The sequence below is a fragment of the Paraburkholderia sp. genome (assembly GCF_050742655.1).
Lineage (GTDB): Bacteria > Pseudomonadota > Gammaproteobacteria > Burkholderiales > Burkholderiaceae > Paraburkholderia.
On the sequence record NZ_JBOIGG010000018.1, the window covers coordinates 97,094 to 121,526 of the forward strand.

The 24,433-nt window shown below is 61.5% G+C and carries 35 protein-coding genes; 29 read left to right on the forward strand and 6 right to left on the reverse strand.

All coding sequences use genetic code 11. The features are described 5' to 3' along the window. Window positions 1-111: 111 nt before the first annotated feature. From ACREXZ_RS23700 to ACREXZ_RS23715, 4 genes are read right to left on the reverse strand one after another with little or no spacing between them, the layout of a single operon-like run. Window positions 112-609 carry a DUF4123 domain-containing protein gene (locus tag ACREXZ_RS23700; RefSeq protein WP_431766551.1) on the reverse strand — a complete coding sequence of 166 codons (498 nt, stop codon included), beginning with the start codon at window positions 607-609 and terminating at the stop codon, window positions 112-114. Between the two features lie 5 nt (window positions 610-614). Then, on the reverse strand, window positions 615-1,046 hold the full coding sequence (locus tag ACREXZ_RS23705; RefSeq protein WP_431766552.1) for a PAAR domain-containing protein: 432 nt from the start codon (window positions 1,044-1,046) through the stop codon (window positions 615-617). A 21-nt stretch (window positions 1,047-1,067) separates the two neighbouring features. After that, window positions 1,068-1,874, reverse strand: a complete 807-nt coding sequence (locus ACREXZ_RS23710; RefSeq protein ID WP_431766553.1) for a hypothetical protein — start codon at window positions 1,872-1,874, stop codon at window positions 1,068-1,070. An 11-nt stretch (window positions 1,875-1,885) separates the two neighbouring features. Beyond that, on the reverse strand, window positions 1,886-2,335 hold the full coding sequence (locus ACREXZ_RS23715; RefSeq protein ID WP_431766554.1) for a helix-turn-helix domain-containing protein: 450 nt from the start codon (window positions 2,333-2,335) through the stop codon (window positions 1,886-1,888). 102 nt (window positions 2,336-2,437) lie between these two features. Between ACREXZ_RS23715 and ACREXZ_RS23720 the strand changes: the two genes are divergently transcribed. Further along, on the forward strand, window positions 2,438-2,674 hold the full coding sequence (locus ACREXZ_RS23720; RefSeq protein WP_431766610.1) for a helix-turn-helix domain-containing protein: 237 nt from the start codon (window positions 2,438-2,440) through the stop codon (window positions 2,672-2,674). A gap of 30 nt (window positions 2,675-2,704) precedes the next feature. On the opposite strand, the gene ACREXZ_RS23725 is transcribed toward ACREXZ_RS23720, so the two are convergent. Next, on the reverse strand, window positions 2,705-2,950 hold the full coding sequence (locus tag ACREXZ_RS23725) for a hypothetical protein (protein ID WP_431766555.1): 246 nt from the start codon (window positions 2,948-2,950) through the stop codon (window positions 2,705-2,707). A 111-nt stretch (window positions 2,951-3,061) separates the two neighbouring features. Here ACREXZ_RS23725 and ACREXZ_RS23730 point away from each other — a divergent pair, with 111 nt between their 5' ends. From ACREXZ_RS23730 to ACREXZ_RS23850, 25 genes are all read left to right on the forward strand, one after another. After that, window positions 3,062-3,538, forward strand: a complete 477-nt coding sequence (locus ACREXZ_RS23730) for a hypothetical protein (RefSeq protein ID WP_431766556.1) — start codon at window positions 3,062-3,064, stop codon at window positions 3,536-3,538. Next, the gene (locus ACREXZ_RS23735; RefSeq protein WP_431766557.1) at window positions 3,526-3,840 is read left to right on the forward strand and encodes a hypothetical protein; all 315 of its coding nucleotides are present in this window, start codon (window positions 3,526-3,528) and stop codon (window positions 3,838-3,840) included. The genes ACREXZ_RS23730 and ACREXZ_RS23735 overlap by 13 nt, the downstream gene beginning before the upstream one ends. Before the next feature lie 5 nt (window positions 3,841-3,845). Further along, window positions 3,846-4,769, forward strand: coding sequence for a hypothetical protein (locus ACREXZ_RS23740; protein WP_431766558.1), 924 nt, complete (start codon window positions 3,846-3,848; stop codon window positions 4,767-4,769). A gap of 7 nt (window positions 4,770-4,776) precedes the next feature. Beyond that, window positions 4,777-6,534, forward strand: coding sequence for an integrase (locus tag ACREXZ_RS23745; protein WP_431766559.1), 1,758 nt, complete (start codon window positions 4,777-4,779; stop codon window positions 6,532-6,534). Further along, window positions 6,528-7,727, forward strand: coding sequence for an ExeA family protein (locus ACREXZ_RS23750; protein WP_431766560.1), 1,200 nt, complete (start codon window positions 6,528-6,530; stop codon window positions 7,725-7,727). Before ACREXZ_RS23745 ends, ACREXZ_RS23750 begins: the two co-directional genes overlap by 7 nt. A gap of 12 nt (window positions 7,728-7,739) precedes the next feature. Next, window positions 7,740-8,135, forward strand: coding sequence for a hypothetical protein (locus ACREXZ_RS23755; protein WP_431766561.1), 396 nt, complete (start codon window positions 7,740-7,742; stop codon window positions 8,133-8,135). Beyond that, window positions 8,136-8,435, forward strand: a complete 300-nt coding sequence (locus tag ACREXZ_RS23760; RefSeq protein ID WP_431766562.1) for a hypothetical protein — start codon at window positions 8,136-8,138, stop codon at window positions 8,433-8,435. Between the two features lie 21 nt (window positions 8,436-8,456). Beyond that, the gene (locus tag ACREXZ_RS23765; protein ID WP_431766563.1) at window positions 8,457-9,077 is read left to right on the forward strand and encodes a DUF3164 family protein; all 621 of its coding nucleotides are present in this window, start codon (window positions 8,457-8,459) and stop codon (window positions 9,075-9,077) included. Window positions 9,078-9,087: 10 nt separating this feature from the next. Next, the gene (locus ACREXZ_RS23770) at window positions 9,088-9,399 is read left to right on the forward strand and encodes a hypothetical protein (RefSeq protein ID WP_431766564.1); all 312 of its coding nucleotides are present in this window, start codon (window positions 9,088-9,090) and stop codon (window positions 9,397-9,399) included. 85 nt (window positions 9,400-9,484) lie between these two features. Next, complete coding sequence (locus ACREXZ_RS23775; protein ID WP_431766565.1) at window positions 9,485-9,892, forward strand: gp16 family protein; 408 nt, start codon at window positions 9,485-9,487, stop codon at window positions 9,890-9,892. 12 nt (window positions 9,893-9,904) lie between these two features. Next, window positions 9,905-10,102, forward strand: a complete 198-nt coding sequence (locus ACREXZ_RS23780) for a hypothetical protein (RefSeq protein WP_431766566.1) — start codon at window positions 9,905-9,907, stop codon at window positions 10,100-10,102. 14 nt (window positions 10,103-10,116) lie between these two features. Continuing rightward, entirely contained in the window at window positions 10,117-10,455 is a 339-nt protein-coding gene (locus ACREXZ_RS23785) for a Mor transcription activator family protein (protein ID WP_431766567.1), read from the forward strand. Between the two features lie 108 nt (window positions 10,456-10,563). Beyond that, window positions 10,564-10,854 (forward strand): hypothetical protein, encoded by a 291-nt coding sequence (locus tag ACREXZ_RS23790; RefSeq protein WP_431766568.1) that lies wholly within the window; start codon window positions 10,564-10,566, stop codon window positions 10,852-10,854. A 292-nt stretch (window positions 10,855-11,146) separates the two neighbouring features. Beyond that, a complete protein-coding gene (locus tag ACREXZ_RS23795) occupies window positions 11,147-11,593 on the forward strand; it encodes a lysozyme (RefSeq protein WP_431766569.1) in 447 nt (148 codons plus the stop codon). A gap of 136 nt (window positions 11,594-11,729) precedes the next feature. After that, window positions 11,730-12,050, forward strand: a complete 321-nt coding sequence (locus ACREXZ_RS23800) for a hypothetical protein (protein ID WP_431766570.1) — start codon at window positions 11,730-11,732, stop codon at window positions 12,048-12,050. 2 nt (window positions 12,051-12,052) lie between these two features. Further along, the gene (locus ACREXZ_RS23805; RefSeq protein ID WP_431766571.1) at window positions 12,053-12,301 is read left to right on the forward strand and encodes a hypothetical protein; all 249 of its coding nucleotides are present in this window, start codon (window positions 12,053-12,055) and stop codon (window positions 12,299-12,301) included. 1 nt (window position 12,302) lies between these two features. Next, window positions 12,303-12,656 carry a hypothetical protein gene (locus tag ACREXZ_RS23810; RefSeq protein ID WP_431766572.1) on the forward strand — a complete coding sequence of 118 codons (354 nt, stop codon included), beginning with the start codon at window positions 12,303-12,305 and terminating at the stop codon, window positions 12,654-12,656. Beyond that, a complete protein-coding gene (locus ACREXZ_RS23815; protein WP_431766573.1) occupies window positions 12,653-12,937 on the forward strand; it encodes a VpaChn25_0724 family phage protein in 285 nt (94 codons plus the stop codon). Before ACREXZ_RS23810 ends, ACREXZ_RS23815 begins: the two co-directional genes overlap by 4 nt. Window position 12,938: 1 nt before the next feature. Continuing rightward, window positions 12,939-13,472, forward strand: coding sequence for a DUF3486 family protein (locus tag ACREXZ_RS23820; protein WP_431766574.1), 534 nt, complete (start codon window positions 12,939-12,941; stop codon window positions 13,470-13,472). Window positions 13,473-13,478: 6 nt separating this feature from the next. Further along, on the forward strand, window positions 13,479-14,987 hold the full coding sequence (locus ACREXZ_RS23825) for a hypothetical protein (protein ID WP_431766575.1): 1,509 nt from the start codon (window positions 13,479-13,481) through the stop codon (window positions 14,985-14,987). After that, window positions 14,987-16,594 (forward strand): DUF935 domain-containing protein, encoded by a 1,608-nt coding sequence (locus ACREXZ_RS23830; protein ID WP_431766576.1) that lies wholly within the window; start codon window positions 14,987-14,989, stop codon window positions 16,592-16,594. The genes ACREXZ_RS23825 and ACREXZ_RS23830 overlap by 1 nt, the downstream gene beginning before the upstream one ends. Beyond that, on the forward strand, window positions 16,581-17,417 hold the full coding sequence (locus ACREXZ_RS23835; RefSeq protein ID WP_431766577.1) for a phage minor head protein: 837 nt from the start codon (window positions 16,581-16,583) through the stop codon (window positions 17,415-17,417). The genes ACREXZ_RS23830 and ACREXZ_RS23835 overlap by 14 nt, the downstream gene beginning before the upstream one ends. Further along, the gene (locus ACREXZ_RS23840; RefSeq protein WP_431766578.1) at window positions 17,407-17,991 is read left to right on the forward strand and encodes a phage virion morphogenesis protein; all 585 of its coding nucleotides are present in this window, start codon (window positions 17,407-17,409) and stop codon (window positions 17,989-17,991) included. Before ACREXZ_RS23835 ends, ACREXZ_RS23840 begins: the two co-directional genes overlap by 11 nt. A 119-nt stretch (window positions 17,992-18,110) precedes the next feature. After that, complete coding sequence (locus ACREXZ_RS23845) at window positions 18,111-18,452, forward strand: hypothetical protein (protein ID WP_431766579.1); 342 nt, start codon at window positions 18,111-18,113, stop codon at window positions 18,450-18,452. 33 nt (window positions 18,453-18,485) lie between these two features. Continuing rightward, a complete protein-coding gene (locus tag ACREXZ_RS23850) occupies window positions 18,486-19,343 on the forward strand; it encodes a thioesterase family protein (RefSeq protein ID WP_431766580.1) in 858 nt (285 codons plus the stop codon). Between the two features lie 38 nt (window positions 19,344-19,381). On the opposite strand, the gene ACREXZ_RS23855 is transcribed toward ACREXZ_RS23850, so the two are convergent. After that, the gene (locus ACREXZ_RS23855) at window positions 19,382-20,764 is read right to left on the reverse strand and encodes a PLP-dependent aminotransferase family protein (protein ID WP_431766581.1); all 1,383 of its coding nucleotides are present in this window, start codon (window positions 20,762-20,764) and stop codon (window positions 19,382-19,384) included. 122 nt (window positions 20,765-20,886) lie between these two features. On the opposite strand from ACREXZ_RS23855, the gene panE reads away from it, so the two are divergent. The 3 genes from panE to ACREXZ_RS23870 all read left to right on the forward strand — a co-directional run bounded on the left by panE (window position 20,887) and on the right by ACREXZ_RS23870 (window position 24,377). Continuing rightward, entirely contained in the window at window positions 20,887-21,810 is a 924-nt protein-coding gene (gene panE / locus ACREXZ_RS23860; protein WP_431766582.1) for a 2-dehydropantoate 2-reductase, read from the forward strand. Between the two features lie 55 nt (window positions 21,811-21,865). Further along, a complete protein-coding gene (locus tag ACREXZ_RS23865; RefSeq protein ID WP_431766583.1) occupies window positions 21,866-23,101 on the forward strand; it encodes a YbfB/YjiJ family MFS transporter in 1,236 nt (411 codons plus the stop codon). A 226-nt stretch (window positions 23,102-23,327) separates the two neighbouring features. Next, the gene (locus tag ACREXZ_RS23870) at window positions 23,328-24,377 is read left to right on the forward strand and encodes an alpha/beta fold hydrolase (protein ID WP_431766584.1); all 1,050 of its coding nucleotides are present in this window, start codon (window positions 23,328-23,330) and stop codon (window positions 24,375-24,377) included. The last annotated feature ends 56 nt before the right edge of the window (window positions 24,378-24,433 follow it).

The window sequence follows — 24,433 nt, forward strand, 5'->3', positions numbered from 1 at the left end:
GCGGGATCAGCTCCCACGCGTGGATCGGCCTGCACAATATCGCGCTGGACGTCCGAGACGAAGTTACGGCCCTCGCCTTCGGCAAGACCGGCGAGCATGTTTTCAGTGAGCTCAAGCATTGGGGTGCACCTTCATCGCCTGACCGTCGAATTCCAGCCACCAGTCGAAAGTCGGAAAGAAGAAATCGAGGCGCTCACTGACGCCCAGGAGTGGCGCGAGATGTCGCATCACGCGTGTATCGTAGTAGCGCAGTAACGCTGTGCGCCCATCAGGCAATCGCGTATCGAGCCGTTCCTTCAATTCGGAAGCGAGATGGTTCATCGCATAAGCGCTGATCAACCAGTTCACGCCTTCAGGACCACTCGCCAGTCTGGCAAGTGCATCACGCGCCTCTGGCCCGAGATATTCATATGCGACGAGCCACGGCCCGGCGTCGGCCAGCGACGCGTCACGCGTGCCGTCGAACAACGCGATCGCACCGGACGGGTGACGCTCCAGCATGGGGGCATCCTCAAGCTCGGCGTAATGCAGGCCATCGAACAGGGCGTACAGATGAATCGGAATGGATATCTCTGACTGTCGTGCTGAGAAGTACGATTCGAGCACCATGGTCGTTATCCTCGAGCAATCATCGCCGCACCGTTGCGAGCCGCTGCGATCAGGCAGGACAAGCATAACGTCGACGAGGGTTCCGGCATCAACGAGGCGATTTCCAGCGGGCCGCCATTCTCGCTGAATCCCAGACCCGCAAGCTCGTGCGATTCATACTTCTCAAACATCGTGTCCTGCGACGCGATCATTGTCGGCGGCGTCGGACAGGCACATTCGCAAACGTCACCTTCGAACGCCGGCACCTTGTCCATCATCGTGCCGGGCCATCGCGGTCCACGTGCGGCGATCCTGCCTGTTGTCTTGCACACAGGGCAGGTGACGGTCGCGCCCACATATGTCAGCTCGCGGTCATAGCAATACGTCTTCTCGATACCGTTGACCACGACACCACCAGCCGATGAACGGTCTCCAATACGTAGAAAATTTCGCTGCATGATGCCTCCCTCGTTCAACTGCTATCGTGCCGCGCGCCACTTCGGTGGCTTGCCAGCATCGCCGGCAACGCACTCGCTAAGACCGCCCTTGTCGTTATGAACGGTCGAGCCGATGGGATAGGGCTTCGTGCGCCCCTGACATGTGCCTGCAGCAGACGGCGAATCCGTTGCTGTCACTAGGGGCGAAGCGGCGCTGACGTTCAACGGACTCGAATTGGCGTGCTGGATTTTATAAACGTACCCAAGGCCAACAAGTACGAACACTGCGGCGACGGCTGCAAATAACAGGCGATGCCGTAAGCCCCTCTGTTTTACGGGTACAGGCGATGGAGTCCGGTGATCGGCTTTGACCTGATCAAGCTCTTCCGTGAGATCGGCAATACGTTCTTTCAGCGACGTGATGACCGCATTGAGCTGATCTGAATTTCGCAGATCGACGACCTTATCGCCTCCCTCTGCGGCCTTAGCCTTGTGTTCCTCAATCTCGAAGAGAAGATCGTAGACCTTGTTGGCACGCAAAAAGTGTTTGGCCCGCATGACATCCTGGCTGATGACGCCAAGAATCTCGATGACCTCCCGGCGGCTCTTCCATTTCGGCAACCCGTATTTTGTTTCGAGTATGCCGGCACGTCGGCTCAGCTGCTGCTTTCTATCGTCGTCTAAGGGTTCGTCTCCCTCTGCATGGTGAAAGTTATTGATCTGCGTGAAATCGTGGCCCGCCACGTTGCCGGTAACGTCACCGGTATTCGCAGCCGACGACTGATCGGCAATGTGCGCTGTCTTGGCCTGGACAGCTTGTCCCGTAGGTTGTGTGAATTCTTGTTTCATGACGAGTGTTCCTACACTTTCTTTTTCCGTTCCTTCGAGAAAAAGCTAAGACCGGTTTGAGAGAGGCCCCCCTCGACGTTGAGCTGTTGCCCAACAGGGGCCTTGAATACCTGCTTTTGCTTCGAGCCGCTCTTTGACGGCTTTCCTCCTGCTGTAAGCGCTCCAATCGCTGCAACCTTAACTTCCAACGGAGCAGATCGGTAGAGCGCGAGCAACTCACGCTCGTCTTCCGTGGTGGTCGGTGCGAATCCAGATCCAGTTAGCAACCAGGCAGGGTCCGCATCGAACTCCTGCCAAAGCCCCACCAGCGCACGGGTGTCTGGCAATCGCTCTCCACGCTCCCACGTTCCTACCGTCTTGCGATCAACGCCGAGCTTTGCCGCGAAATCTGCCTGCGACAGATTTCCGCGCAAAGACTCGATGCGTTGTCCGATAGCCTCTAGATCCACCTGAAAAGACACCTAAACACCCCTTGACTATGGGAGATTGATCTCCCATACTTAACGCAAGCTATCACCTTAAGGAATTAACAAAAACCGTTCGTGCGGTTTTTGTCCCTGACCATGCACCCCGCCGATATCTCAGCCCAGCTTCGCAAGGCCGGCCACTCGCAAGCACGTATTGCTCGCGAGCTTGGTGTTTCCGAAACTGCCGTCCATCACGTCGTCTACGGTCGATCGAAATCCTGTCGAATCGCACGCCGTATCTGCGAACGCTCTGGGCTCGATCCCGAAACTGCGTGGCCGGGCCGCTATCCCGAGTTCCAGCTGAATCCGATCGGCCACGCGGAGGCAGCGTGATGCGTGATGCATGCATCCACGGTTTCCCCGTCAACGCTCCGCTGATCGGCGACTCCGCGCGTCATCAAGACGATCAGCCAGTTCGCATACGACGCCTCCGCTTGTCCAGTAATGCGGTGCGTTCCTTTGCCGGTCCAAGCCCCATCGGTGCAATGCGCCGGAAAACCTGGGGCCATCGATCACGCCTTCAATTTCGAGCTCCGCGATGAGATGCAGCAGCGTGTGTCCGATGCCATCAATGCGGGCCGACAGGCTGGTCAGATCGTCTTCGGTCATGTTCACAGTTCCTGCACTGGTTGCGATGACCGCATTTTCATCCCGTGCAAGTCGATTCTACCGTTTCGAATCAGAAATTTGTTTGGAAACGAAGCGAAAGGAGGTCTTCCAATGAGTCGCCGTAACTGGAATCGCATAGTTCCTACGTCACTGCCCCAGGCGTTCCGGCTCGGCAAGGACTATGCATCTGAGAAACGCAACCTGTCGGTCGAGCGGATCGCCGAGTTGATGGCGATCACCGACGACTCGCTATACAAGTACCAGGCGACGGGCCGCATGCCGGCCACGTTGATCCCCGTCTACGAAAACGTCTGCGGCGTCAATTTCGTATCGCGCTATCTCGCGGCGTCGAGCGGCAATCTCGTAATTCCCGTTCCGACCGGACGCACCGTCGCGCCCGTCGACGTCCGGGAACTGCAGACAGTGCTTAACGATGCTGTCGGCGCGATCCTCGATTTCGCAGTCGGTCGCCGCCAGGCCGACGAGACCCTCGCCGCAATTCATGCCGGCATGTGCGCGCTCGCCTGGCATCACGGCAATGTCGAACGTGCTGACCAACCCGATCTGGAGTTCACATGCAAGGAGTAACGGAAAAGCAGGACCGCCTGTCCACACGTCGCGCGATTCGCGCCATCTGGATTCTTCAGGGCCATGTCGTCGACGGCCTGCGCCTGAAAGCGATCGCAGAGCAACTCGCCACGAGCATGCCTAACGCGCTGCGCGATCTTGAGACGCTTGCGGAGGAAGGTGTTGCCGAGCGCATTCCCGGTCGCGAGGAGTGCTGGCGTCTCACGCCGAAGATCGTGCAGGTCTCGCGCGCGACGGCAGAGGAATTCGGACGGCACCGCGCGGCGATCGAAACTTTTGAGCAACGCTACAACCGGGAGTGACTGATATGGCTACACGCAAAAAAGCAATCACAAGTCGCGCCGATGCAACTGCGATCGTACAGGCCGAAGCACACATGAACATCGTGCAGCGGGAAGACGACGCACAGATCGCGCTGGCGCTGGAGAAGTACGGTTTCAAGGATTACACATTGGGACGCCTCGTTGCAGAAGGTTCCCTGCGTGCGAAACGATTCGTGGAAGACATCCTTGAGCTGGGCCGCATCGTCCTGACCTGTCGCGAACTGCCGCGCGGCATGTATGGCCACGCAATTGCGCAGATGGGCATCTCGCCCGACACCGCACGTCGCGTAGCCGGTGTCGCGCTCAAGTTCTGGAACAAGGAGCACCTGAAGCCACTGCTGTCACTGGATACCAGCAAGATCTACGAACTTGCTTTGCTCGACGACGCATCTCTCGACGCCATCGTAGAGGACGGTGCGATGCTCGACGAGTGCGACCGCATGTCGGTGTCCGAGCTGCGCGCTGCGTTTCGCGAATCACGCGCACAGATCGAAGCCAAGGACGCCGTCGCCGGTGAGAACCAGAAGACGATCCAGAAGCTGAAGGAGAAGCTCTCGCGATCGAAGCCGACACCGGAGTTCCTCGCGCAGGAAAATCTCGAAGAGCTTGGTAAGGAATCGGTGCAGTGTGTCGCGCGGATCTCGGCGGGCATGCGTGCGGCGCTTGGGACGGCGATGGCATCGATTGACACACATGGTGCCGACCGACACCTGGTCGAACAGTCGTGTGCGTCGGCGATCGGCAATATCTTTGCCGCGCTGCGCAGCCTCGCGGCCGATTTCGACATCACACCGCAGACGGCCGGCGTCAACATGAGCATCGAGGCCGACCCGAGCTGGGCGCATGTGAAGGCGACGATCTCGGACGGAAAGGCGAACGGGAACGGTCGTGGAAAACGCAACGCCTGAGGCCATCATGCCACCGAGCCCTCAGCAACAGGCGATCATTGCCGACTTCGCGCAGCGCATCGAGCTGGCGCCACGCGGCGGCAAGCGTGATCTCGTTCTCGCGCTCGCTACCGAACTGTGTGTGTCCCGGCCAACAGCGTACCGGTATCTCGATGCGCATGTCGTACGCGACCGTCAGCGTCGCAACGATGCAGGCACGCTTGCCCTCACGCGCGATGAGGCGCTAACCGTGTCGGCTGCGTTGATGGAGACGTTGAGCGGCCACGGCAAGCAGCGTGGCAAACTCACTGACCTCGTTGCGCAGCTGCGCACGGCTGGCCTGATCCGTGCCGAGCGCATCGATGCCGCGACGGGTGAGCTGGTCCTGCTCTCCGACTCCAGCATCGCACGTGCATTGCGAGCCTATCAGCTACATCCCGAGCAACTGCGCACGCCGACGCCGCACGTGCGCCTGTCCAGCCCGTATCCGAACTATTGCTGGCAGGTCGACGCGTCGATATGCGTCGTGTACTACCTGCCCGAAGGCGGTGTCGGGCTGTACGAACTGAAGGACGGTGTGCACTACAAGAACAAGCCTGAGAACCTGAAGGCCATCGAGGCGTTCCGCGTGATCCGCTATGTCGCTACCGACCACTGTTCGGACACGATTCGCTGGCGCTATTACCCGCACGCCGAGTCCGGCCAGCATACCGTGCGCTTTCTCGCATGGGCGATGGCGCAAAAGAAGGGCGATCCGTTCCACGGCGCGCCGCTCTACCTGATGGTCGATCCGGGCGCGACCGCAGCGAACCTCGTGAAGCGCTTCTGCAAGCGTCTGGAGATCGAACTGATCGTCAACAGGCCCGGTAACGCGCGGGCCAAGGGTAGCGTCGAGAAGGGACAGGACATCGTCGAAACGAAGTTCGAATCGGGCCTGAAATTCGTGCGCAACGAAGTGCGTTCGTTCGACGATCTCAACCACCTCGCCGATGTCTACCAGGCACATTTCAACTCGACGCGCGAACACTCGCGGCACGGTCTTGCCCGCTACGCGAAATGGATGGAGATCACGCCGGACCAGCTGCGTGTGACACCTGACGAAAACACGCTGCTCTCGCTCGCGACGAGCGAGCCGGAGAAGCGCCGTGTCGAGGGCGACATGACGGTGCGCTTCAGGAACCGCAGCTGGAACGTGATCGACGTGCCCGGTGTCACGCGCGGCGCATGGTTGAACGTGCACTGGCATCCGTTCCAGCGTGATACCGCGATGGCGGTGTTCGAGGACGCGGATGGCAGCGAAGTGCATATGCCGCTGCCGGAGATCCGCCGCGATCAGCACGGCTTCCCCGAGACCGCGATCCAGATCGGTACCGGTTACCACGCGCTCGCCGACACAGCACTCGAAACCAACCGCAAGGAAGTGCTCAAACGCTCCGCTGGCGAAGCGCGCATCACGGAGGCCGAAGCCGTGCGCAAGGGGCCGGGCTACGTGCCCCTCGGCGGGCAGTTCGATCCGTACAAGGCTGCGAAAGAAACGCCCGCGCCGACGTGGTTGCCACGTGCCGGCACGCGACTCGATGTCGACGTACCCGTTGTCGAAGCCCGCAGGCTGAGCGCCACGCAGGCTGCACTGCGGCTGCAGCAGCAGATCGGCGATGCATGGAAACCGGAGTACTTCGAATGGCTCTCGCGTCGCTATCCGGACGGCGTCGGCGAGGATCAGATCGCGCGCCTTGCCGACCAGTGGAATCCCGACCAGCCCACCAGACAGGAAGCAGCATGCTGAAACTCAACAGTGTCATCGACGACTACGGCCTGCGACGCGGCGACGTCGCGCGCGTCAGTGGCTTTTCGCGCACCGCGATCAGTCTGCTTGCCAATCACGCAACCTATCCGGCGCGTGTTGAGCGCGCAGCCGCCGAAGCGGCGGTTCGCGACGCACTCGTGTCCCTCGGCGTTCCGAAAACCGAGGCTGCCAGTGCGTTCGCACCGCACAAGAAAAAGGCGAAGACCCGCGCCAACGGGACTTCGCCGGTATCCCCCTCCCAACCCACAGATGAAAGCGAGGACCACCACATGTTAATACGGAAAGTCTCCCTCACACCGAACACGCTTGAGTTCTTCCGTCTCGGCCGTGATCCGTTCATGCCGCCCACCACGCGCAGCGAAGCCTTCATGGGTCGCGCGTTGCGCGTCGGCTACGAGCACATGATCACGAAGGCACGTTACGGTGGCTTCCTCGCGTTGATCGGCGAGTCCGGGGCCGGCAAGACGACGCTGAAAGACCTGCTGATCGAGGAACTGGCCGAGCGCGCCGAGGTGATCGTGATCGAGCCGTCCGTCATCGGCATGGAGGCGAACGATAACGCCGGCAAGACACTGAAGGCCACGCACATCGCCGAGGCGATCATGCGCGAGGTCGCGCCGTACGAGAAGCAGAAGCGTTCGCTGGAAGCGCGCAACATCCAGATCCGCGACGCGCTCGCGCGTGGCGTGAAAGACAACCCGAAGCGTCGCTACCTGCTGCTGATTGAAGAGGCGCATCGTCTGCCGGTGCCGACACTGCGGCACCTCAAGGGCTTCTACGAACTGAAGGCTGGCAGTCGCCAGCTACTGTCGATCCTGTTGCTCGGACAGCCGGAACTGGCACGCCGTCTCTCGCCGTTCGACATGGAAATCCGTGAGGTATGGCAGCGCTGCGAGATCGTGCGGCTCGAACCGCTCGACCGGCAGTTGCCGGACTACCTGAAGCACCGCCTCGGCAACGCCGCATCGGCCTTCGGTGCCGACGCAATCGACGCGCTCACTGCGCGGCTGACCCCGAAAGACCAGCCGCGTTCCTACCTGTATCCGCTTGCTGTCGACAACTGGTCGGCTGCAGCGATGAACCTCGCGGCGAAGATCGGCGCGCGCAAGATCGGCGCCGACACGATCGACGCGGCGTACCTCGAACTGGAGCGCGAATACCGCGCCTACTGAACCGGAGCCTTCATGCAACCTCAACTCAGACTGGTGGACGGCAGCATGGCGAAGCGACCGCATTGCGCACCGCTCGTCGAATCGATCGAGCCTCGCGTGCTGACCGGGAGCTTCACCGACAAGCTTGCGCTGGTCACGCGTGCCGAGCGCGAGTTGCGTTCGATCGGTATCCGCGTGCTCAGCGTGTCGTGGGACGAACCCGCCCTGCGCATCGAGCGCGATATGGCCGTGTCGCTGAAGCCCTTGCTCGACCGCATGCTGAAACTCAATTTTCGGGTCTGCAACGAAGACGGCTATGACGTCTGGGGGCACTTCTGCAACGTCGTCGTGTGCTGGAGCCAGCCGTTGTCCGCGCACCTGCCGGAGATCGTCGTGCCCGCTGTTCCACTCACCACCAGGGAGCAATGAATGTCAATGATCCAGGGGCCGACAATGGCCAATCCCGAAGCGTTCGATACAGTCGCAGACCTGCGCCGTGAACTGCACAAAGCAAACGATGCACTGTTCGGACAGTTCTTCGAGCTGGCGCGTTTCAACGATCTGGCAATCCAGATGACCGGCCTGATCAACGCCGTGCTGCTCGCTCACCTGCAGGGGAACAGCGACACGATCGGCCAGCTGCTGAACGAGTATCTGGCCACGCGTGAGCAGCTGCGCGAGAAGCTCCAGGAGCGTATCGAGAGCGATCGCATCCGCCACATGCATTAACACCTACGAGGATTTCACACCATGAGCAAGACAGAAACCATCCCGGCCGGCTACGTGAGGGACGCACGTGGCCGGCTCGTACCGCAGTCGATGGTGAAACCCATCGACCAGCTGCGCGATCAGACCATCGTGTCTCTCGTCGATCAGGCGAAGCAGCTGCAGGGGCGGCTCGCCGAGTTCAAGGCGCGCGCGTTCACCGACATCCAGGCGTTCGTCGAAGCCAGCAATGAACAGTACGGTGTCAGGGTCGGCGGCAGCAAGGGAAACATCTCGCTGATCTCCTTCAACGGTCGGTACAAGGTCGTGCGGCAGATCGCCGAACACATCCAGTTCGGCGAGCAGCTGCAGGCGGCGAAGGAGCTGATCGATGAATGCATCCGGTCGTGGACGGAAGGTTCGGACGACAAGGTCAAGGCACTGATCAACGAAGCGTTCCAGGTCGACAAGGAAGGCAATGTGAATACCGGCCGCGTGCTCGGCCTGCGCCGTCTGGCAATCGATGACGCGAGCTGGAATACCGCGATGCGCGCGATCGTTGACAGCATCCGCGTGACGGGCAGCAAGCCGTACATCCGTCTCTACGAGCGAGTGGGTGACGGCGAAGAGTACATGCCGATCAGTCTTGATCTCGCAGCCATCTAGATCCGGAGGAATGATGCGGGAGCTTTACCGTCGTGTCGTCGATTTCTGGCCGGTCCACGCGCATGCATGGGACGCAATCGACGAATGCAGCCGCCTGTCAGCGAGCGTCGCGGTGTCCCTGCTGCGCGGCCGCAGTTCGGGTGCAGGTCTGGCCGCTGCGATCGCCGACATGGAGGTGATCTGCGAGCGGCTTCGGATGATCGTCGGCGACGGTCTGGTGGATATCGAGAAGGTCGAGTCGCTGCAGCGTCTGCAGGGCCGTCTCGTTCAGGAAGAGCAACGGGTGGCTGCACTCGGTGAGCAATCCGGGGACGCGCCGTGATCAACCACATCATCATTATGGTGGGCGTCGTGTTCCTGCTCGTGCTGTGCTGGCGGGATCTGCGACGCTTCTTCAGGAGGCGGCGGTGATCGCGAAGTCGACCCTCGCAAAGATTCATGTCGCGAAGAAGCAGCTCGCGATGGACGAAGACAGCTATCGCGCGATGTTGCGCTCGGTCGGCGGCGTCGGGTCATCGCGTGATCTGACGCCGCTCGCGGCCTCGCGCGTGCTCCGTCATCTGGAGCGCTCCGGCTTCAAGCCGACCGGCAAAGCGGCCACTGGCGATCGACCCGCTGCAGACGATCCGCAGAGCAGCAAGATACGCGCACTCTGGCTTGACCTGCACGCGCGCGGCGTCGTGCGCAATTCGTCCGAGGCCGCGCTATGCGCGTACGTCAAACGGCAGACCGGTGTCGACACGCTTCAATGGCTCACGGCCGAGCAGGCCAGCCGGGTGATCGAAGCGATGAAGAAGTGGGTTGAACGCACCTGAAAGGGGTTTCGTATGACAGTCGCAGACCTGATCGAAGCGCTGAAATGCATGCCCGCGCATGCACCGGTCCTCGTCGAGCACGTCGAGTTCTCCCTCACCGACGATCCTGTTGTCGACGGGTTGCCGCTCACGCGTGCTCACGCTTGCGTCACCGGCATCGGTATGAAACACAATCACGTGATCCTCGACGCGACAGGAGGTATGCTGTGATGCACCTGGAGCCCATGCGCTTTCCGCCTGATTACCCCGAGCTGCTCGAACACATCGGGCAACTCGTCTATCGCGATCTCTGCGAACGTGGTGTCCATCCGGGAATAGCTGCCGACATGGCGCTGCTGGTTGGCGATTCGATCTGCACGGAGTTCGGTGGCACGCAGATCTACGTTCCGCGCGCGCTCACGTACAGGCTGTCGCAACGCGACGCGGAGATATTCCGCGAGTTCCGGGGCGACAATTTCCCGCAGCTCGCGCGCAAGTACGGGCTGTCCGAAATGCAGCTGCGCAACATCGTGCGCAAGGCCATCGAGATCGAGCGTCGACGGAGCCAGCCCGCGCTCTTCTGAGGCACGCTGCAACAGCGTGTCTTGATTCAACCGCTTTAATTACGTCCGGGCGTTGCCGTCCCCCAACATGACGGCATCCCCATTCACGCCCACGCGCGCGCCCGGACTATGCCCTCCTTCCCGTTCCGCGTTCACCTGACCGACAACTGGCGCCATCCGCTGCGCCTGACATCACTGCACCTGTCCGCGACGATGGCGCTCCTGTTCGGCGCTGGCCCGATCCTCGCGCAAACGTGGCGCGAGATTCCCGATGAGTGGAAGGCGTTGTTACCGTCGGGCTGGGCACACTGGATCGCGACTGGCGGCTTCGTGCTGATCATGGGCGGTCACTTCCTCCAGCTCTCACGAGCCGTGAAGACCGAGGCGCAGGCACAGGGAGACGGGAATGCTGCTCAGTGACATTCTCCGCGCCATCACATCGCTTTTCCGGCATGCGGCTGTTCCCGCTGTGGCGCCGGCATCAGGGTCCGCAACGATGCCCGCTGCAACGCCCGCGACGTTGTCGGCACCACCTGCGACACCCGCCCCGCAGACGCAGCGCGCAGCAGCCCCTCCAGTGGTTCCGGTGGTTCCCGTGAACGCGGAGCCCGCACTCGCACCCTGGCTTTCCCTCTGCCTGCCGCTTACCCGGCATTTCGAGTCATGCCAGCTGATCGCCTACTGTGATCCGGCGTCGCCCCGAGGCCAGGCCATGACACAGAGCGGCCTGTGGTCTGCGTACCTCGCCGATCGTTCGATCGGTGACCGGGCGGCCTATGCGTCGCTCGACGCGTCACCCTGGACCTGTGGCTGGGGCTCGACGGGCAACGACGTCACCCGTAACACCACCTGGACCCAGGCGCAGGCGGACGCGCGTCTGGTCAGCCAACTGCTGCTGGCTGGTGCCGCCGTTGACCGTCACGTCACTGTCGACATCACATCCGCGCAAAAGGCGGCGCTTGCCGATTTCGTGTTCAACGAGGGGGAAGGTCACTTCGCCTCGTCGACATTGCTGCACAGGCTGAACGCGAGTGACTTCGCCGGCGCGGCCAGTGAGTTCGTGCGATGGAATCTCGCGAACGGCAAGGTTCTCGATGGACTCAGCAAGCGGCGCGCAGCCGATCAACAACTCTTTACGGTGGGCTCATGGAACCCGTGACAGCAGAACCGGTGACGCCCCCGTGCCCGACCTGTAGCACGCCACTCGACCTTGTTACCGCAGATCCGGTGAGCGGGCGAGTCATCTACTACTGCCCGACCTGCGGGCAGAACTACACCCAGAGGTTGAAAACATCATGATGACCCTCATCAGTTTCGTCGCCGCACACTTTGGCACACTGCTCACCGTGTTCGGTGGCTTCGCGGCAGCCGCGCTCGTATGGTTTCACGGCCGCTCGACCGGTGTTAAGTCGCAGCAGCCGGTCATACAGGCTGCGCAGGCACAGGCAGCAGCCGCGCAGACGCAAACCGTCGACGCACTGGCCGATGCCCGCGCCAGCGCGACTGCGGTCGATGCAGTGAAGATCGAAGCGGCAGCGGAACAGTCGGCTGCCGCGCTTCCAGCCGACCAGCTCGACGCGCAGCTCGACAAGCTCGGCGCACTGCGCAAGGACTGATCATGCTGCGCGCAATCACGCTTTCCGCTGTTCTCTACGCATCGTTGCTGGCCGGCTGCGCCGCGTCCTGTCCGGTGCCTCCGCCACCGGTGCCGCACGTTGTCGATACCGGGTGCGACTGGGTGCCGGCCCTCTCCGCATCGACGAACGATACGGCCGAGACGAAGCGCAAGATCATCGCCTACGAAGCCGCACGGCAGGAGAAATGCCGTCAACACCACAACGCACGCGCCAGTACGACGGGGGGATGAATTGATCGAAGCCAGCGGCACCGACTATGTATTCCTGTTCGAAGTGTTTCACTTCGTGTTCGACACGGCAGTTGCACTCTACGTTTATCTCGCCAACAAGAACAAGGCGACCAACGAGCGTATCGACCGCATCACGCGCGGTGTCGACGAGCGCTTCGGCGCACACTCCGACCGGCTTGCACGGCTCGAAGAGGCCGCCGAATTCCTGCCGACGCACAATGATCTCGGCGATCTCCATACGCGCATCAACAGCATGTCCGACAACGTGTCGTCGATGGCCGGCGAGATGAAGGGCATGCGGAACACGCTCCAGCTGATCCAGCAGCATCTGATGAAGGGGAGCGCGCAGTCATGAGCTACGCTGAAATCGTACAGGCCGACCGGCGCCTGATGATCCTGCGCGCACTCGCCGTGACGAGTGGCTATGGTGCCAACCGCACGCTGATCCAGCGCTTTCTCGACAGCGAAGGCCACATCGTTTCGCGCGATCTGGTTGATGCGGATATCGCGTGGCTTGCCGAGATCGGTCTCGTTACGCTGCACGACGACGCGGTGCTGCTCACCGCACGCGGCGGTGACGTGGCGGCCGGACGCACGAGCGTGCCGGGCGTGCGTCGTCCGCAGCCGGGGGAATGACGTGCCGCGCCGATCGAAGATCGAAACGCTGCCGAAGGCCGTCAAGGAATGGCTCGACCGGCAGCTGGTTGAGCGTAACTTCTCCGACTATCGTGGTGTCGTCAGCGAGCTGAACACCGCGCTCGAACAGTACGGTCTGCAGGTCAGCAAGACCGGACTGCACCGTTACGCGCAGTCGTTCGAGGAGCGCATCAAGTCCCTCAAGCTCGTCACCGAACAGGCGCGTGCTGTCGTCGCGGCATCGCCGGATGACGACGGTGCGGTCAACGATGCGCTCGTGCGGCTCACGCAGGAAAAGATGTTCGGCATTCTGATGGAGATTAATGTCGATCCGGACACGGTCGACCTCGCCAAGCTCGCGCGCGCCGTTGCCGAGCTCGGCAAGGCATCGGTCCTGCAGAAACGCTGGCAGATCGAGGCGCGACGCCAGGCATTCGAAGAGGCCGCGAAGGAAGCCGGCGCCGCTGGCAAGAGCATGGGCCTGACCGACGAAGCGGTCGACCAGATCCAGAAGCGCATTCTCGGCGTGTCCTGACCGGTCATGGCCGTTCTTCTTCCCTATCAGCAGGCATGGGTGAGTGACACGTCACCGGTGCGCGTGTGCGAGAAATCGCGCCGTGTCGGTCTGTCGTGGGGCGAGGCCGCGCAGAGTGCACTAGAAGCGTCACGCCAGAGCGGTCAGGACACGTGGTACGTCGGCTATAACAAGGACATGGCCGAAGAGTTCATCCTCGACTGTGCATTCTGGGCGACGCACTTCCAGGCGGCGGCCGAGCAGATGGAGGAGATCGTCGTCGAGGATGAGAAACGGGACATCCTCGCGTTCCGCATCCGCTTCGCCAGTGGCGCGCGCATCACGGCGCTCTCGTCGCGGCCGTCCAACCTGCGCGGCAAGCAAGGACGCGTCATCATCGACGAAGCGGCGTTCCACACGGACCTCGGCGAACTCATCAAGGCGGCAATGGCGTTGCTGATCTGGGGCGGCTCGGTGTCGATCATCTCGACGCACAACGGTGTCGACAATCCGTTTAACGAGCTCGTAACGGACGTGCGCGAAGGCCGCAAGCCGTACAGCCTGCATCGCATCACGTTCGATGAGGCCGTCGCGCAGGGTTTGTGTCGACGCGTGTTCGAAAGCACGAAGCGCGTCTGGACCGAAGCGGCCGAAGCCGGATGGTGCGAGAGCATCCGCGCGTTCTACCGTCCGAGCGATGCCGAGGAACTCGACTGTGTTCCAGCGAGCAGCGGCGGTGCGTACCTGTCGAGCGCGCTGATCGAGTCACGCATGTCCGACGAGTGCAAGGTGCTACGCCTGACTTGCCCGGCCGGCTTCGAGCAACGGCCGGATGACGAACGCGAGTCGTTCGTCCAGGACTGGCTCGACGAGTACGCAGCGCCGCTGATCGCGAAACTACCGCGCACTGCGCGCAGCAGCTTCGGCCACGATTTCGGCCGCAACGGCGACCTCTCGGTCTACGCGCCGCTGCTGGAGCTGCAGGGACTCGCGCGCACGTGCCCGTTCACGATCGAAATGCGCAACGTGCCGTTCCGTCAGCAGGAACAGGTTGTGTTCTGGGTAACCGATCGCCTGCCGCGTTTCAACTTCGGTGCACTCGACGCACGCGGCAACGGCCAGTACCTCGCCGAGGTGGCCATGCAGCGATACGGCGCATCCAGCATCGCGCAGGTCATGCTCTCGAACCCCTGGTATCTGGAGAACATGCCCCGCTTCAAGGCTGCTCTCGAAGACGGCACGTTGCAGAGCATTCCGCGCGATGCGGATACGAAGGCTGACCTGCGCGCGCTCGTCGTCGACAACGGTATTCCAAAGCTGGCTCAGGGCTCGCGAGGCGAATCGACTATCGGCGGTCAGCGTCACGGCGACGCCGCGATCGCACTGGCGCTGGCCTGGTTCGCAACGAATCAGGGCGGCGGTCCGATCGCCTACACCGACGTGCCCCGCCGCACACCCCGCGCGCACGAAAGCGACTTCATGCGCGCCCCTACCGATGATGACCTGCCGCGCACCGGCAGTCGCGGAGACTGGTAATGGCACAGATTGTTGACCAGTACGGACGCCCGATCGAGCGGGCCGTGCTCAGCACACAGCAGAGCGACAAGGTGCAGTGGCTGCATCGTGAGATCGCGTCGCATCCAGCGCGGCACCTGACCCTCGAACGCATCCAGGGCATCCTGCAGCAGGCTGAATTCGGTTTCCTGATCCGGCAGCACGAACTCTTTCGCGACATGGAGGAGCGTAGCCCGCACATTCACGCCGAGATGGGTAAGCGCAAGCGCGCGGTGATCCGGCTCGACTGGGATGTGCAGCCCCCGCGCAATCCGACTGCCGACGAACAGAAGCTCACCGAATTCGCGCGCGAGCAGCTGCTCGACATGGCCGACTTCGAAGACCTGATGTTCGACTGCCTCGACGGCATCGGCAACGGCTTCTCCGCGCTTGAACTGGAATGGGCACGCCTGGGCGACACGTGGGTGATCGAGAAGCATCATTTCCGGCCGCAGTCGTGGTTCCAGCTCGATCAGGAAACGCGCATGAAGATCCACCTGCGCGACGGTACGCCGGACGGCGCCAGGCTGTTGCCGTTCGGCTGGATTCTGCACCGGCACAAGGCGGTGTCTGGTTATACGGCACGTCAGCCGCTCATGCGCACCCTTGTGTGGCCGTATCTGCTGGAGCAGTACGCAGTCTGGGATTTCGCCGAGTTTCTCGATATCTACGGCATGCCACTGCGCGTCGGCAAGTATCCGAACAACGCCACCGATGAGGAACGCAGGACGCTCATGCGCGCGGTGATGGGCATCGGTCACAACGCTGCCGGCATCATCCCGACATCGATGGAGATCGAGTTCCAGGAGGCGATGAAGAATGCCGAGTCGCCTTTCATGGCTGGCATTTCGTGGTGCGAGCGCGCGCAAAGCAAGCTGATCGTCGGTCAGACGATGAGCGCTGAAGCGCACGCGAGCGGTCTCGGCAGCGGTAACGCCCAGCTGCACGGCGAGGTGCGAACGGACATTCGCGATGCCGACTGCAAGCTGCTCGGTGCCACGATCACGCAGCAGGTGATCTATCCGATCCTCGCGCTCAACAAAGGCTTTGCTGATGTACGTCGTTGCCCACGTTTCGTGCTCGACATCAGTCGCGGCGAGGACATCAAGACGTGGGCCGACGCGCTGCCGAAGCTCTCCGCCGTCATGGATATTCCGGTGCGCTTTGCTCACGAGCGACTGCGCATTCCGGAGCCGGTCGGCGACGAAGCGGTGCTGAAGCTCGACGTCGCCGACGTGCAGCCGCTGCGAGAGGTAAAAAGCATTGCAGCGGCATCGGCACAGGCGCCAGCGGCGACTACTGCCGACCTGCCTGCGATCGACCGGATCGATCCGGTGCAAGGGAATATCGATCGCGCGCTCGACATGCTTGCAAAAGAATTGCCGGCGCAGGGGCGTGACCTCGCGCGCGCCGCGCTTGCTGCCGTTTCCAGTGCGGGCGATTTTTCGGAAGCGCTCGCCGCGCTGTCGGCCGACCACGTTCTGATTGACGACACGGTTTTGATCGAGGCGATCGCGCGCGCGATGTTCGTGTGCGAACTGCTCGGTGCGGAAGCGGTGCGGCAGGAGATCGCGCATGGTGGCCAGTAACGCAGCAGCTGACGCCTCGACCATCTTTGCGGCCTTCAAGATGCCGCCCGACAAGGCGGTCGAGTTCCTGAAGTCGAAAGGCGTCGTCGTCTCGGACGGCTGGACCGACCTGTGGCGCGAAGCGCATTCGCGCGCCTTCACCGTCGCACAGTCGGCCGGCTTCGATATCGCGGGCGATATCCGCGATAGCCTCGACAAGGCGTTGAGCAACGGCGATACGTTCGAGGAATTCCGCAAAGGCATCGAACCGACGCTGCGCGCGAAGGGTTGGTGGGGCAAGGCGATCGACCCGGAGACCGGCGAGATCACGAAGATGTATCCCGGCACCACGCGGATCGTCGAGTACGGCACGCCGTCCCGGCTGCGCCTGATCTACGAGCAGAACGTCCAGACCGCCTACATGGCCGGGCGCTATCGTTCGATGATGGCGTCGACCGACACGCACCCGTACTGGCAGTACACCGCCATCATGGACAGCCGCACGCGGCCGGCGCACGCCGCGATGCACGGTCGGGTATTCCGGTTCGACGACGTCGCGTGGAGCGTCGCCTATCCGCCGTGCGGCTGGCACTGCCGGTGCCGTGCGATTCCGATGTCGTATCGCGATGTCGAGAACGAGGGGCTGGAAGTCCAGAGCGCTGCCGGTCATATCGAAGAGGTGCCGGTGCTCAACCGGGCCGGCGAGCCGCGCATGCTGCCGGATGGCCAGCCGATGACCGTCCGCCAGATCAGGCTACCCGATATGAAACAGCCATTCCGGCCTGATCCGGGCTGGGATTACAACGCGGCGGCCAACTACCCGGAGATACAGCATGCAGCCTGAACTGAAGATCACCGGCGAGCAGCAGCTGCAGGCGGCGCTACGCCGCGTCGCGCAAAGCATGGAGGATGCGTCTCCCGCCATGCAGGCGGTCTCGCTGGTGCTCCTGCGGGAGACCGAGCGGATCTTTGCGCGGCAGGGGAAAGGTGTGGGTCTGGACGCGGATTGGGCGCCGCTCAGCGAAGTCACCAAACACCAGCGTGCGCTCGCGCAGTCGGGTGGCCGCCAGTACGGCAAGAACGGCAAACAGCTGGCTCGGTACACAGCGGCCAGCGGCGGCCTGATGACGATCCTGCAGCGCTCGGGCAAGCTCGCTGCGAGCGTAACGCCCGTGTCGACGTCCCACTCGGCCGGGATCACGACCAACCGGCGCTACGCCGCGACGATGTTCTTTGGCGCGAAGCAGGGGCAGTTCGGACGCGACCACCGGAACCATCCACTGCCCTGGGGAGATATTCCCGGCCGGCCGTTTTTGCCGCTACGCGATGTGAGCGGAACGCCCCGGCTTACTGAGCCGGCCCAGCGTTCGGTGATCGACGTGCTCATGCGCCACTTTGCGCCGGACGGGGTTGCATAATACGCAAGCCGCTTTCAGACAGCGCCGTCCCGGTACGTTCGTTTTTGTCCCGCCAAGTCCAATTATCTCAGCGGGTTCACTCCATATATCTCACTTCTCTTCACTTCGCCGTGCCGGTCTTGAGCAATCCTCGCATGGGTGTGTCGGTGCATGTTGCCGGGATGCAAAGCGGAATGACATTGTGGGCGTTGGGACTGATGTGGCAACGCATCGTGCTGCCGGCTGGCATGGAGCGGGCGACGCAGGTTCTCGCGGTGCTGGGCCTGTATGCGATTTTCGCCAGCCTGCTGCTCGCGGCCGTGTGGGGCACGAGCCGTGTCACGCCCATCGCAGGCGCCGGTCATCAGGCCGGTCCTGTACGCGAGGGGATGGTCGCGGTGCTGCTGGTGGGCGGCTCGCTGGCTATCCTGGTCGCCATGGTGCTGGTGTTGTGGGGCCTCTGCGCCTGGTCGAAGGCCTGAAGCGGCATATCCCTGTCGAATCGGCATGATTGATTGCTGGCCTGCGGGAAGCAGGAAGTTTCGAAAGCTGAACAATCGGAGGACGCCATGTTGTATTCCCAGGTGCTGGACACGGTCCGCCCGCTGAACGACGCCTGGACCGCCGAGGCTACTGGCAACTGGGCGCAAGGTCGCACGATCTTCGGTGGCCTGCAGGCTGCACTGGCGGTGCGCGCGATGCGCTACCTTGTTCCGCAAGCGGTGCCACTGCGTGTGCTGCAGACCAGCTTCATCGCGCCGGTGCCTCCTGGCAGATTACGCATCGAGGTGAAGGTGCTACGCAGCGGCAAGTCGGTGATGCACGTCGAGGCACGTATCGTCGACCAGGGCCAGACAGCCTGTCTTGCAATCGGCATCTTTGGTCAGTCGCGGCAGTCGGCGATCGAAGTGCAGCCGCCAAAGCCGCAGGCGCCACCGGTAGATTCCGCCGAACCGATGGCATACATCGAAGGCGTTACGCCTCCATTCACCCGTCAGGTCACAATGCGCTGGACGCGGGGTATGACGCTCTTCAAGGGTGCGACGGAGCCGAAGACGCAGATCTATGTCGGCTTTCGCAATGAGCCCTATGCCGGCCCTGGCGCACTGGGCGAAGCGCAGATCATCGGCTACGCAGACATCACTCCGTCGCCCGGCATTTCGCTGCTGAATCAGCCGGCGATGGCAAGCTCGCTCACCTGGACCCTGGAACTGCTCACCGACAACTGTGGCCCAGCGCGCGACGGCCTGTGGCTGATGGACTCCGCGCTCGATTCGGGGCGCGACGGATATCTGAATCAGAGCGCCACGCTGTGGACTCCCGAATGGCAGCCTGTAGCGCTAAGCCGGCAGAGCGTGGCGGTGTTCGCCTGAGGCAGAGGTACGCCCGAAGCTCGCGATACCACGCAGGGTCAAGCCCGCATGACCTTCGCAAGAACGTCGAACACCCGCTTATCGCCGCACTGAGCCACATTGAAGCGCAAATAACGGCTTGCATTGCGCGACACACTAAAGACATTCCCGGGCGCCAGAACCAGACTGTGTTCGAGAGCACGCTGCGCAATCTCGGATGAATCCAGATCCTCCGGCAATTGGATCCATACGAACATGCCGGACTCCGGACGGTGCCAGGGCGTGCAACCGAGTTTCCGAAGATGGTCGATCGTAGTGCCCATGTGTCGCGCGAGCCGTGGCCGCAGGCCTTCAAGATGGTGGCGATAACTGCCATCGACCAGCAGACGGTGTGTGATCTGCGCAGGCAGATCGCTCACCCCGAAGCCGGTAGCAAGTGCCAGGTCCGTGAGGCCTTCGATGTAGTCATTCTTCGCGACGACAAAGCCGCTCCTCAGCGCACCCGACAGTGTTTTGGAAAAGCTCCCGATAAGCACGACTCGGTCGAGACCATCGAGCGCGGCGAGTCCTGGCGAAGCATTTTCTTCCAGATCTGCATATACGCTGTCCTCGACCATGATCAGGTCGTGCGCCTCGGCCAGTTTGAGTAACCGGTGAGCGGTGGAGACGCTGATGTTCATCCCGGTCGGGTTATGTAGAACAGCCGTCGTCAGGTAGAGCTTCGGACGATGCTCGATACAGGCAGCGGCAAAGGCTTCGAGATCGGGGCCATTCTGCGTGTAGGGAATGCCGACCATTTCCACGCGCTGCGCCTGCATCATCGACTGAAAATTGAAGTAGCACGGATCGTCGACCAGCACGGTGTCGCCGGCCCGAAGGAAAAAGCGGCAGACGAGATCGATTGCCCGTGTCGCAGAGTCGGTCAGCAGGATGGAGTTGGGCTCGGCTGCGACATCGCGTTCGTTCAGGCGCCGCGCCAGTTGGTCACGCAACGGAGGGAATCCTTGAGGTGTCCCGTAAGCCGTGACATTGGCCGTTTCCCCGCGAGCGACGGCGCGCAGGATACGCCGCATCACGTCGCCAGGAAGCCAGTCATCTGGTAGCCATCCACAGCCCGGTATTAACGAAGAATCTCTTACCGATAGCGAGTGTCGCGTAATCCATAGCGGATCTATCGCGCGATTGGACTGCACGCTGGATTCCGCCAGCTTGAATGGACGTAGCCGCGCGGATGCAAAGAATCCCGAACCCGCTTTGACGTCGACTTCGCCCTCTGCCACGAGGCGATCGTAGGCTTCGACGATCGTCGATTTGGAAAATCCCTGCTGTTCCGCTAGGCGCCGGATTGATGGAAGTTTCGCGCCCGGCGCTTTCTCTATGCGAGTTCGAATTAGCGACATCGCTATTTCGATGCGAGTGGGCGGTTTGCTGATATCAGGCATGCGTACACCTTTTCGAACCGGTACAGTATTAAATAATTGTACCCGTCCGTGCCTGCAAACTCCATCCAGTACCTGATTAAATTACGCAACAGATCACTCGCAAGAGAAGAGGGGTTGCCTGTATGCGTGTGCTTGTCGTCGGTGCGGGAGCTATCGGGGGTTATTTCGGCGGCAGATTGCTGCAGGCCGGTCACGACATAACCTTTCTCGTGCGTCCAGGACGTGCAGGGGAGCTTGCTTCTCGGGGGCTGGTGATCCGTAGCCCCAACGGGGACATGCTTCTGAAACGTCCGCCGACCGTCGTGGCGAATGCGCTCAACGAGACGTTCGATGTCGTTCTGCTGAGCTGCAAGGCGTACGACCTGACCGACGCGATCAATTCGTTTGCGCCTGCGGTCGGGCCTCGAACATCGATCATCCCGTTACTCAACGGGATGAAACACCTGGATGCACTGGACCAGCGGTTCGGGCGTGAATGTGTACTCGGCGGTCTATGCACAATCCTCGTCACGCTAAACGAACAGCGTGACATCGTTCAGTTGCTGCCAATGCAGTCGTTCGTCTTCGGCGATCGAAACAGAATGCTCGACAGACACATGCGTGCGATAGCGGATCTGATCGAGTCAGGAAACTTTAACGGCACACTTAGCGAAACCATCTCGCAGGACATGTGGGAAAAGTGGGTGTTCATAGCGTCACTTGCCGCGTCGACCAGCCTTATGCGTGCGTCTATCGCCGACATTGTCGTAGCACCTGGTGGAAGAGACTTTATGGTCGATCTCATCGATGAATGCAAGTCCGTCGCATCCGCTTGTGGACATCCGCCGCGAGCGCCTTTCGTAGAGCAAAAACTTGCTTTGTTGACAGATACCGGATCGCATCTCACCGCGTCGATGTTTCGCGACATGGAAGCGGGGCTGCGCGTAGAGGCCGACCATGTGATTGGCGATCTCGTCGGGCGTGCCAATGCAGCGAGCGTTCCCGTGCCGCTGCTGCGGGCTGCCTACACTCGTTTGAAAGCCTATGAGTCGGCCTCATTTCAGTGAGAAGCGGGTACCCCCAAAAATCTGCAACGCCCATCAAGTGCGAAGCGCTCCGACAATGAATGCAGCCGACACCCGGACCCGGGTCAATCAGCCAGCTCAAACTGACATCAGCGCGAACGCTGTTGCCATCACTGGACTCGTCGCAATGGCTCAGGGTGTGAGTCTCGGGCGATTCGTCTTCACGCCGATGTTGCCGACGATGCTGAACGACGGTTCGGTAACCCTGGTTCAGGGAGGCGCGCTGGCAACCGCGAACTATGTCGGGTATCTCGTCGGTGCATTGCTGTGTCTTTGCATACGGGCCGACCCGGCGCGGATGATGCGTGGTGCACTCGTGTTTGCCGCCTTGCTGACACTGGCGATGGCACTGCCGGGTAACACCATCGTATGGGGAGCGTGGCGAGCGCTCGGGGGAATCTGCTGCGCTTTTGTGATGGTCTACGGTACCGCATGGAGCCAGCAATGGCTTGCCAGACTCGGTCGCCCCAAGCTGGCGGGGATGATGTTCTGCGGCCCGGGAATTGGAATCGTACTCACTAGCTTGCCCGCATCCAGCATGACGGCATCTCACTGGCCGGCACGCTGGGGTTGGGTATTTTTCTCGATTCTCGGCGCTTTAATGATGTTGCCTGTCTGGCGCTTCCTTCGACCACCCCCGAAACTCGCCTCCCTGGATGTCGGGTCGAGTCAGGCGACTTCGGTGCATCCGGTTCGCCGGAAATTCACGCCTGAAACTTGGGCACTCACCATCGTCTTTGGCCTCGCTGGTTTCGGCTACATCGTCATCGCGACCTTCCTTCCCGTTATCGCGCATCACGCGATGCCTGGAAGTCTCTGGGTGGACTTCTTCTGGCCAGTGTTCGGCGTCGGCGTGACAGTGGGTGCGTGGCTGGTCACGCGCGTAGGCATGCATCACGACAACCGGCGCATGTTGATGATCCCCTACGTCATCCAGGCCATTGGCGTCGGGACCGTGACGATCTGGCCAACCGTGATCGGCTTCCTGTCATGCAGCGTGCTGGTGGGGACGCCCTTTCTGGCGATCACTTCTATCGCGATGCGTGAAGCACGCCGGCTCTCGGGCGTCAGTGCAACCAGGTCGATCGGCCTGATGACGGCATCCTATGCGACGGGCCAGATCGCGGGGCCCTTGCTCGCGACGGCCCTCATTGCGCGGACGAACGGGTTTGGTGCGTCGCTTGGCATTGCCGCGGCCGCATTGCTGGTTGGCGCGACAGGCTGCTTCGTCATGCTGCATGTGCTGCCATCGCGCGATCGCTTTACGCCTTAGCGGTTGGGAATGATGCACCTTCTCTCACGTCTTCATCTTCGCGAAAAGATACGACAGACCTTAGCGTTTCATTCCGATGTGCGTATTTTGCACCCACAGATTTGTATCACCGTTTGTCTAGCGAAAGTGTTCATACGTCGGCATACAAAACTACCTCGCGGCGAGCGCACTAAAGAGACATTCTCACCGTATTCTCATTCTGCAGTTAACTGATAAGGAGCATTCAATGGCAGGGGATGTTAATAAATCGCGTCGCACCTTGTTAAGTGTATCGGCACTGGGTCTGGTGGCGGTGCAGTTCGGTACCGTTACTGGTGCCAACGCACAATCGAGCAGCAGGAATCAAGCTTCCGCATCTGGTGCATCGGCATCAAAGGGGTCCTTCGGTCCGTTAAAGAAAGTCAACGCGGGCGTGCTAAGCATCGAGTACGCGGAGGCAGGCCCGGCCGATGGTCCGCCCGTGCTGCTCCTGCACGGCTGGCCTTATGACATTCACAGCTATGTCGACGTTGCCCCCATACTTGCCGCCGCCGGTTACCGTGTGCTTGTGCCTTATCTCCGAGGCTACGGGGGAACCCGCTTCTTTTCCACCGACACGCCGCGTAACGCACAGCCGGCCGCGGTTGCCGTCGATGCAGTTAATTTTCTCGATGCGCTGAAGATCGAGAAGGCGGTTGTGGGAGGTTTCGACTGGGGCGGACGAACCGCGAACCTGATGGCGTTCCTCTGGCCGCAACGCTGCAAGGCGCTGGTTTCGGTCAGCGGCTATCTGGTGGGTAGCCAGGCTAGCGCGCAGATTGCACTGCCGCCTGCGGCGGAACTTCAGTGGTGGTATCAGTTCTATTTCTCGACGGACCGCGGTGAGGCTGGCTATGCGAAGTTTTCCAAAGACTTCAATCGGTTGATCTGGCAGCAAGCCTCCCCGAAATGGGCATTTGACGACGCTACCTTCGACCGCTCAGCAACGGCGTTCGAGAATCCGGACTTCGTTCGGATCACGCTCCACAACTATCGTTGGCGCTTCAGCCTGGAGCCAGGGGAAGCGAAGTACGATGAACTGGAGAAGAAGATCGCAACGTTCCCTACGATAGCCGTGCCGACGATTACTCTGGAAGGCGACGCAAACGGTGCTCCGCATGCCGCTCCAGGCTCCTATGCGAAAAAGTACACAGGCAGGTACGAACATCGCACCATCACTGGCGGCATAGGGCACAACCTGCCGCAAGAAGCGCCAGCAGCTTTTGCAAAGGCCATCATCGACGTCGACAAGGCGTGAGAGAGACACTGCCAGCGCGAAGCCATCCCTGTTGCTGCTTTACCGGGATGGCTTTT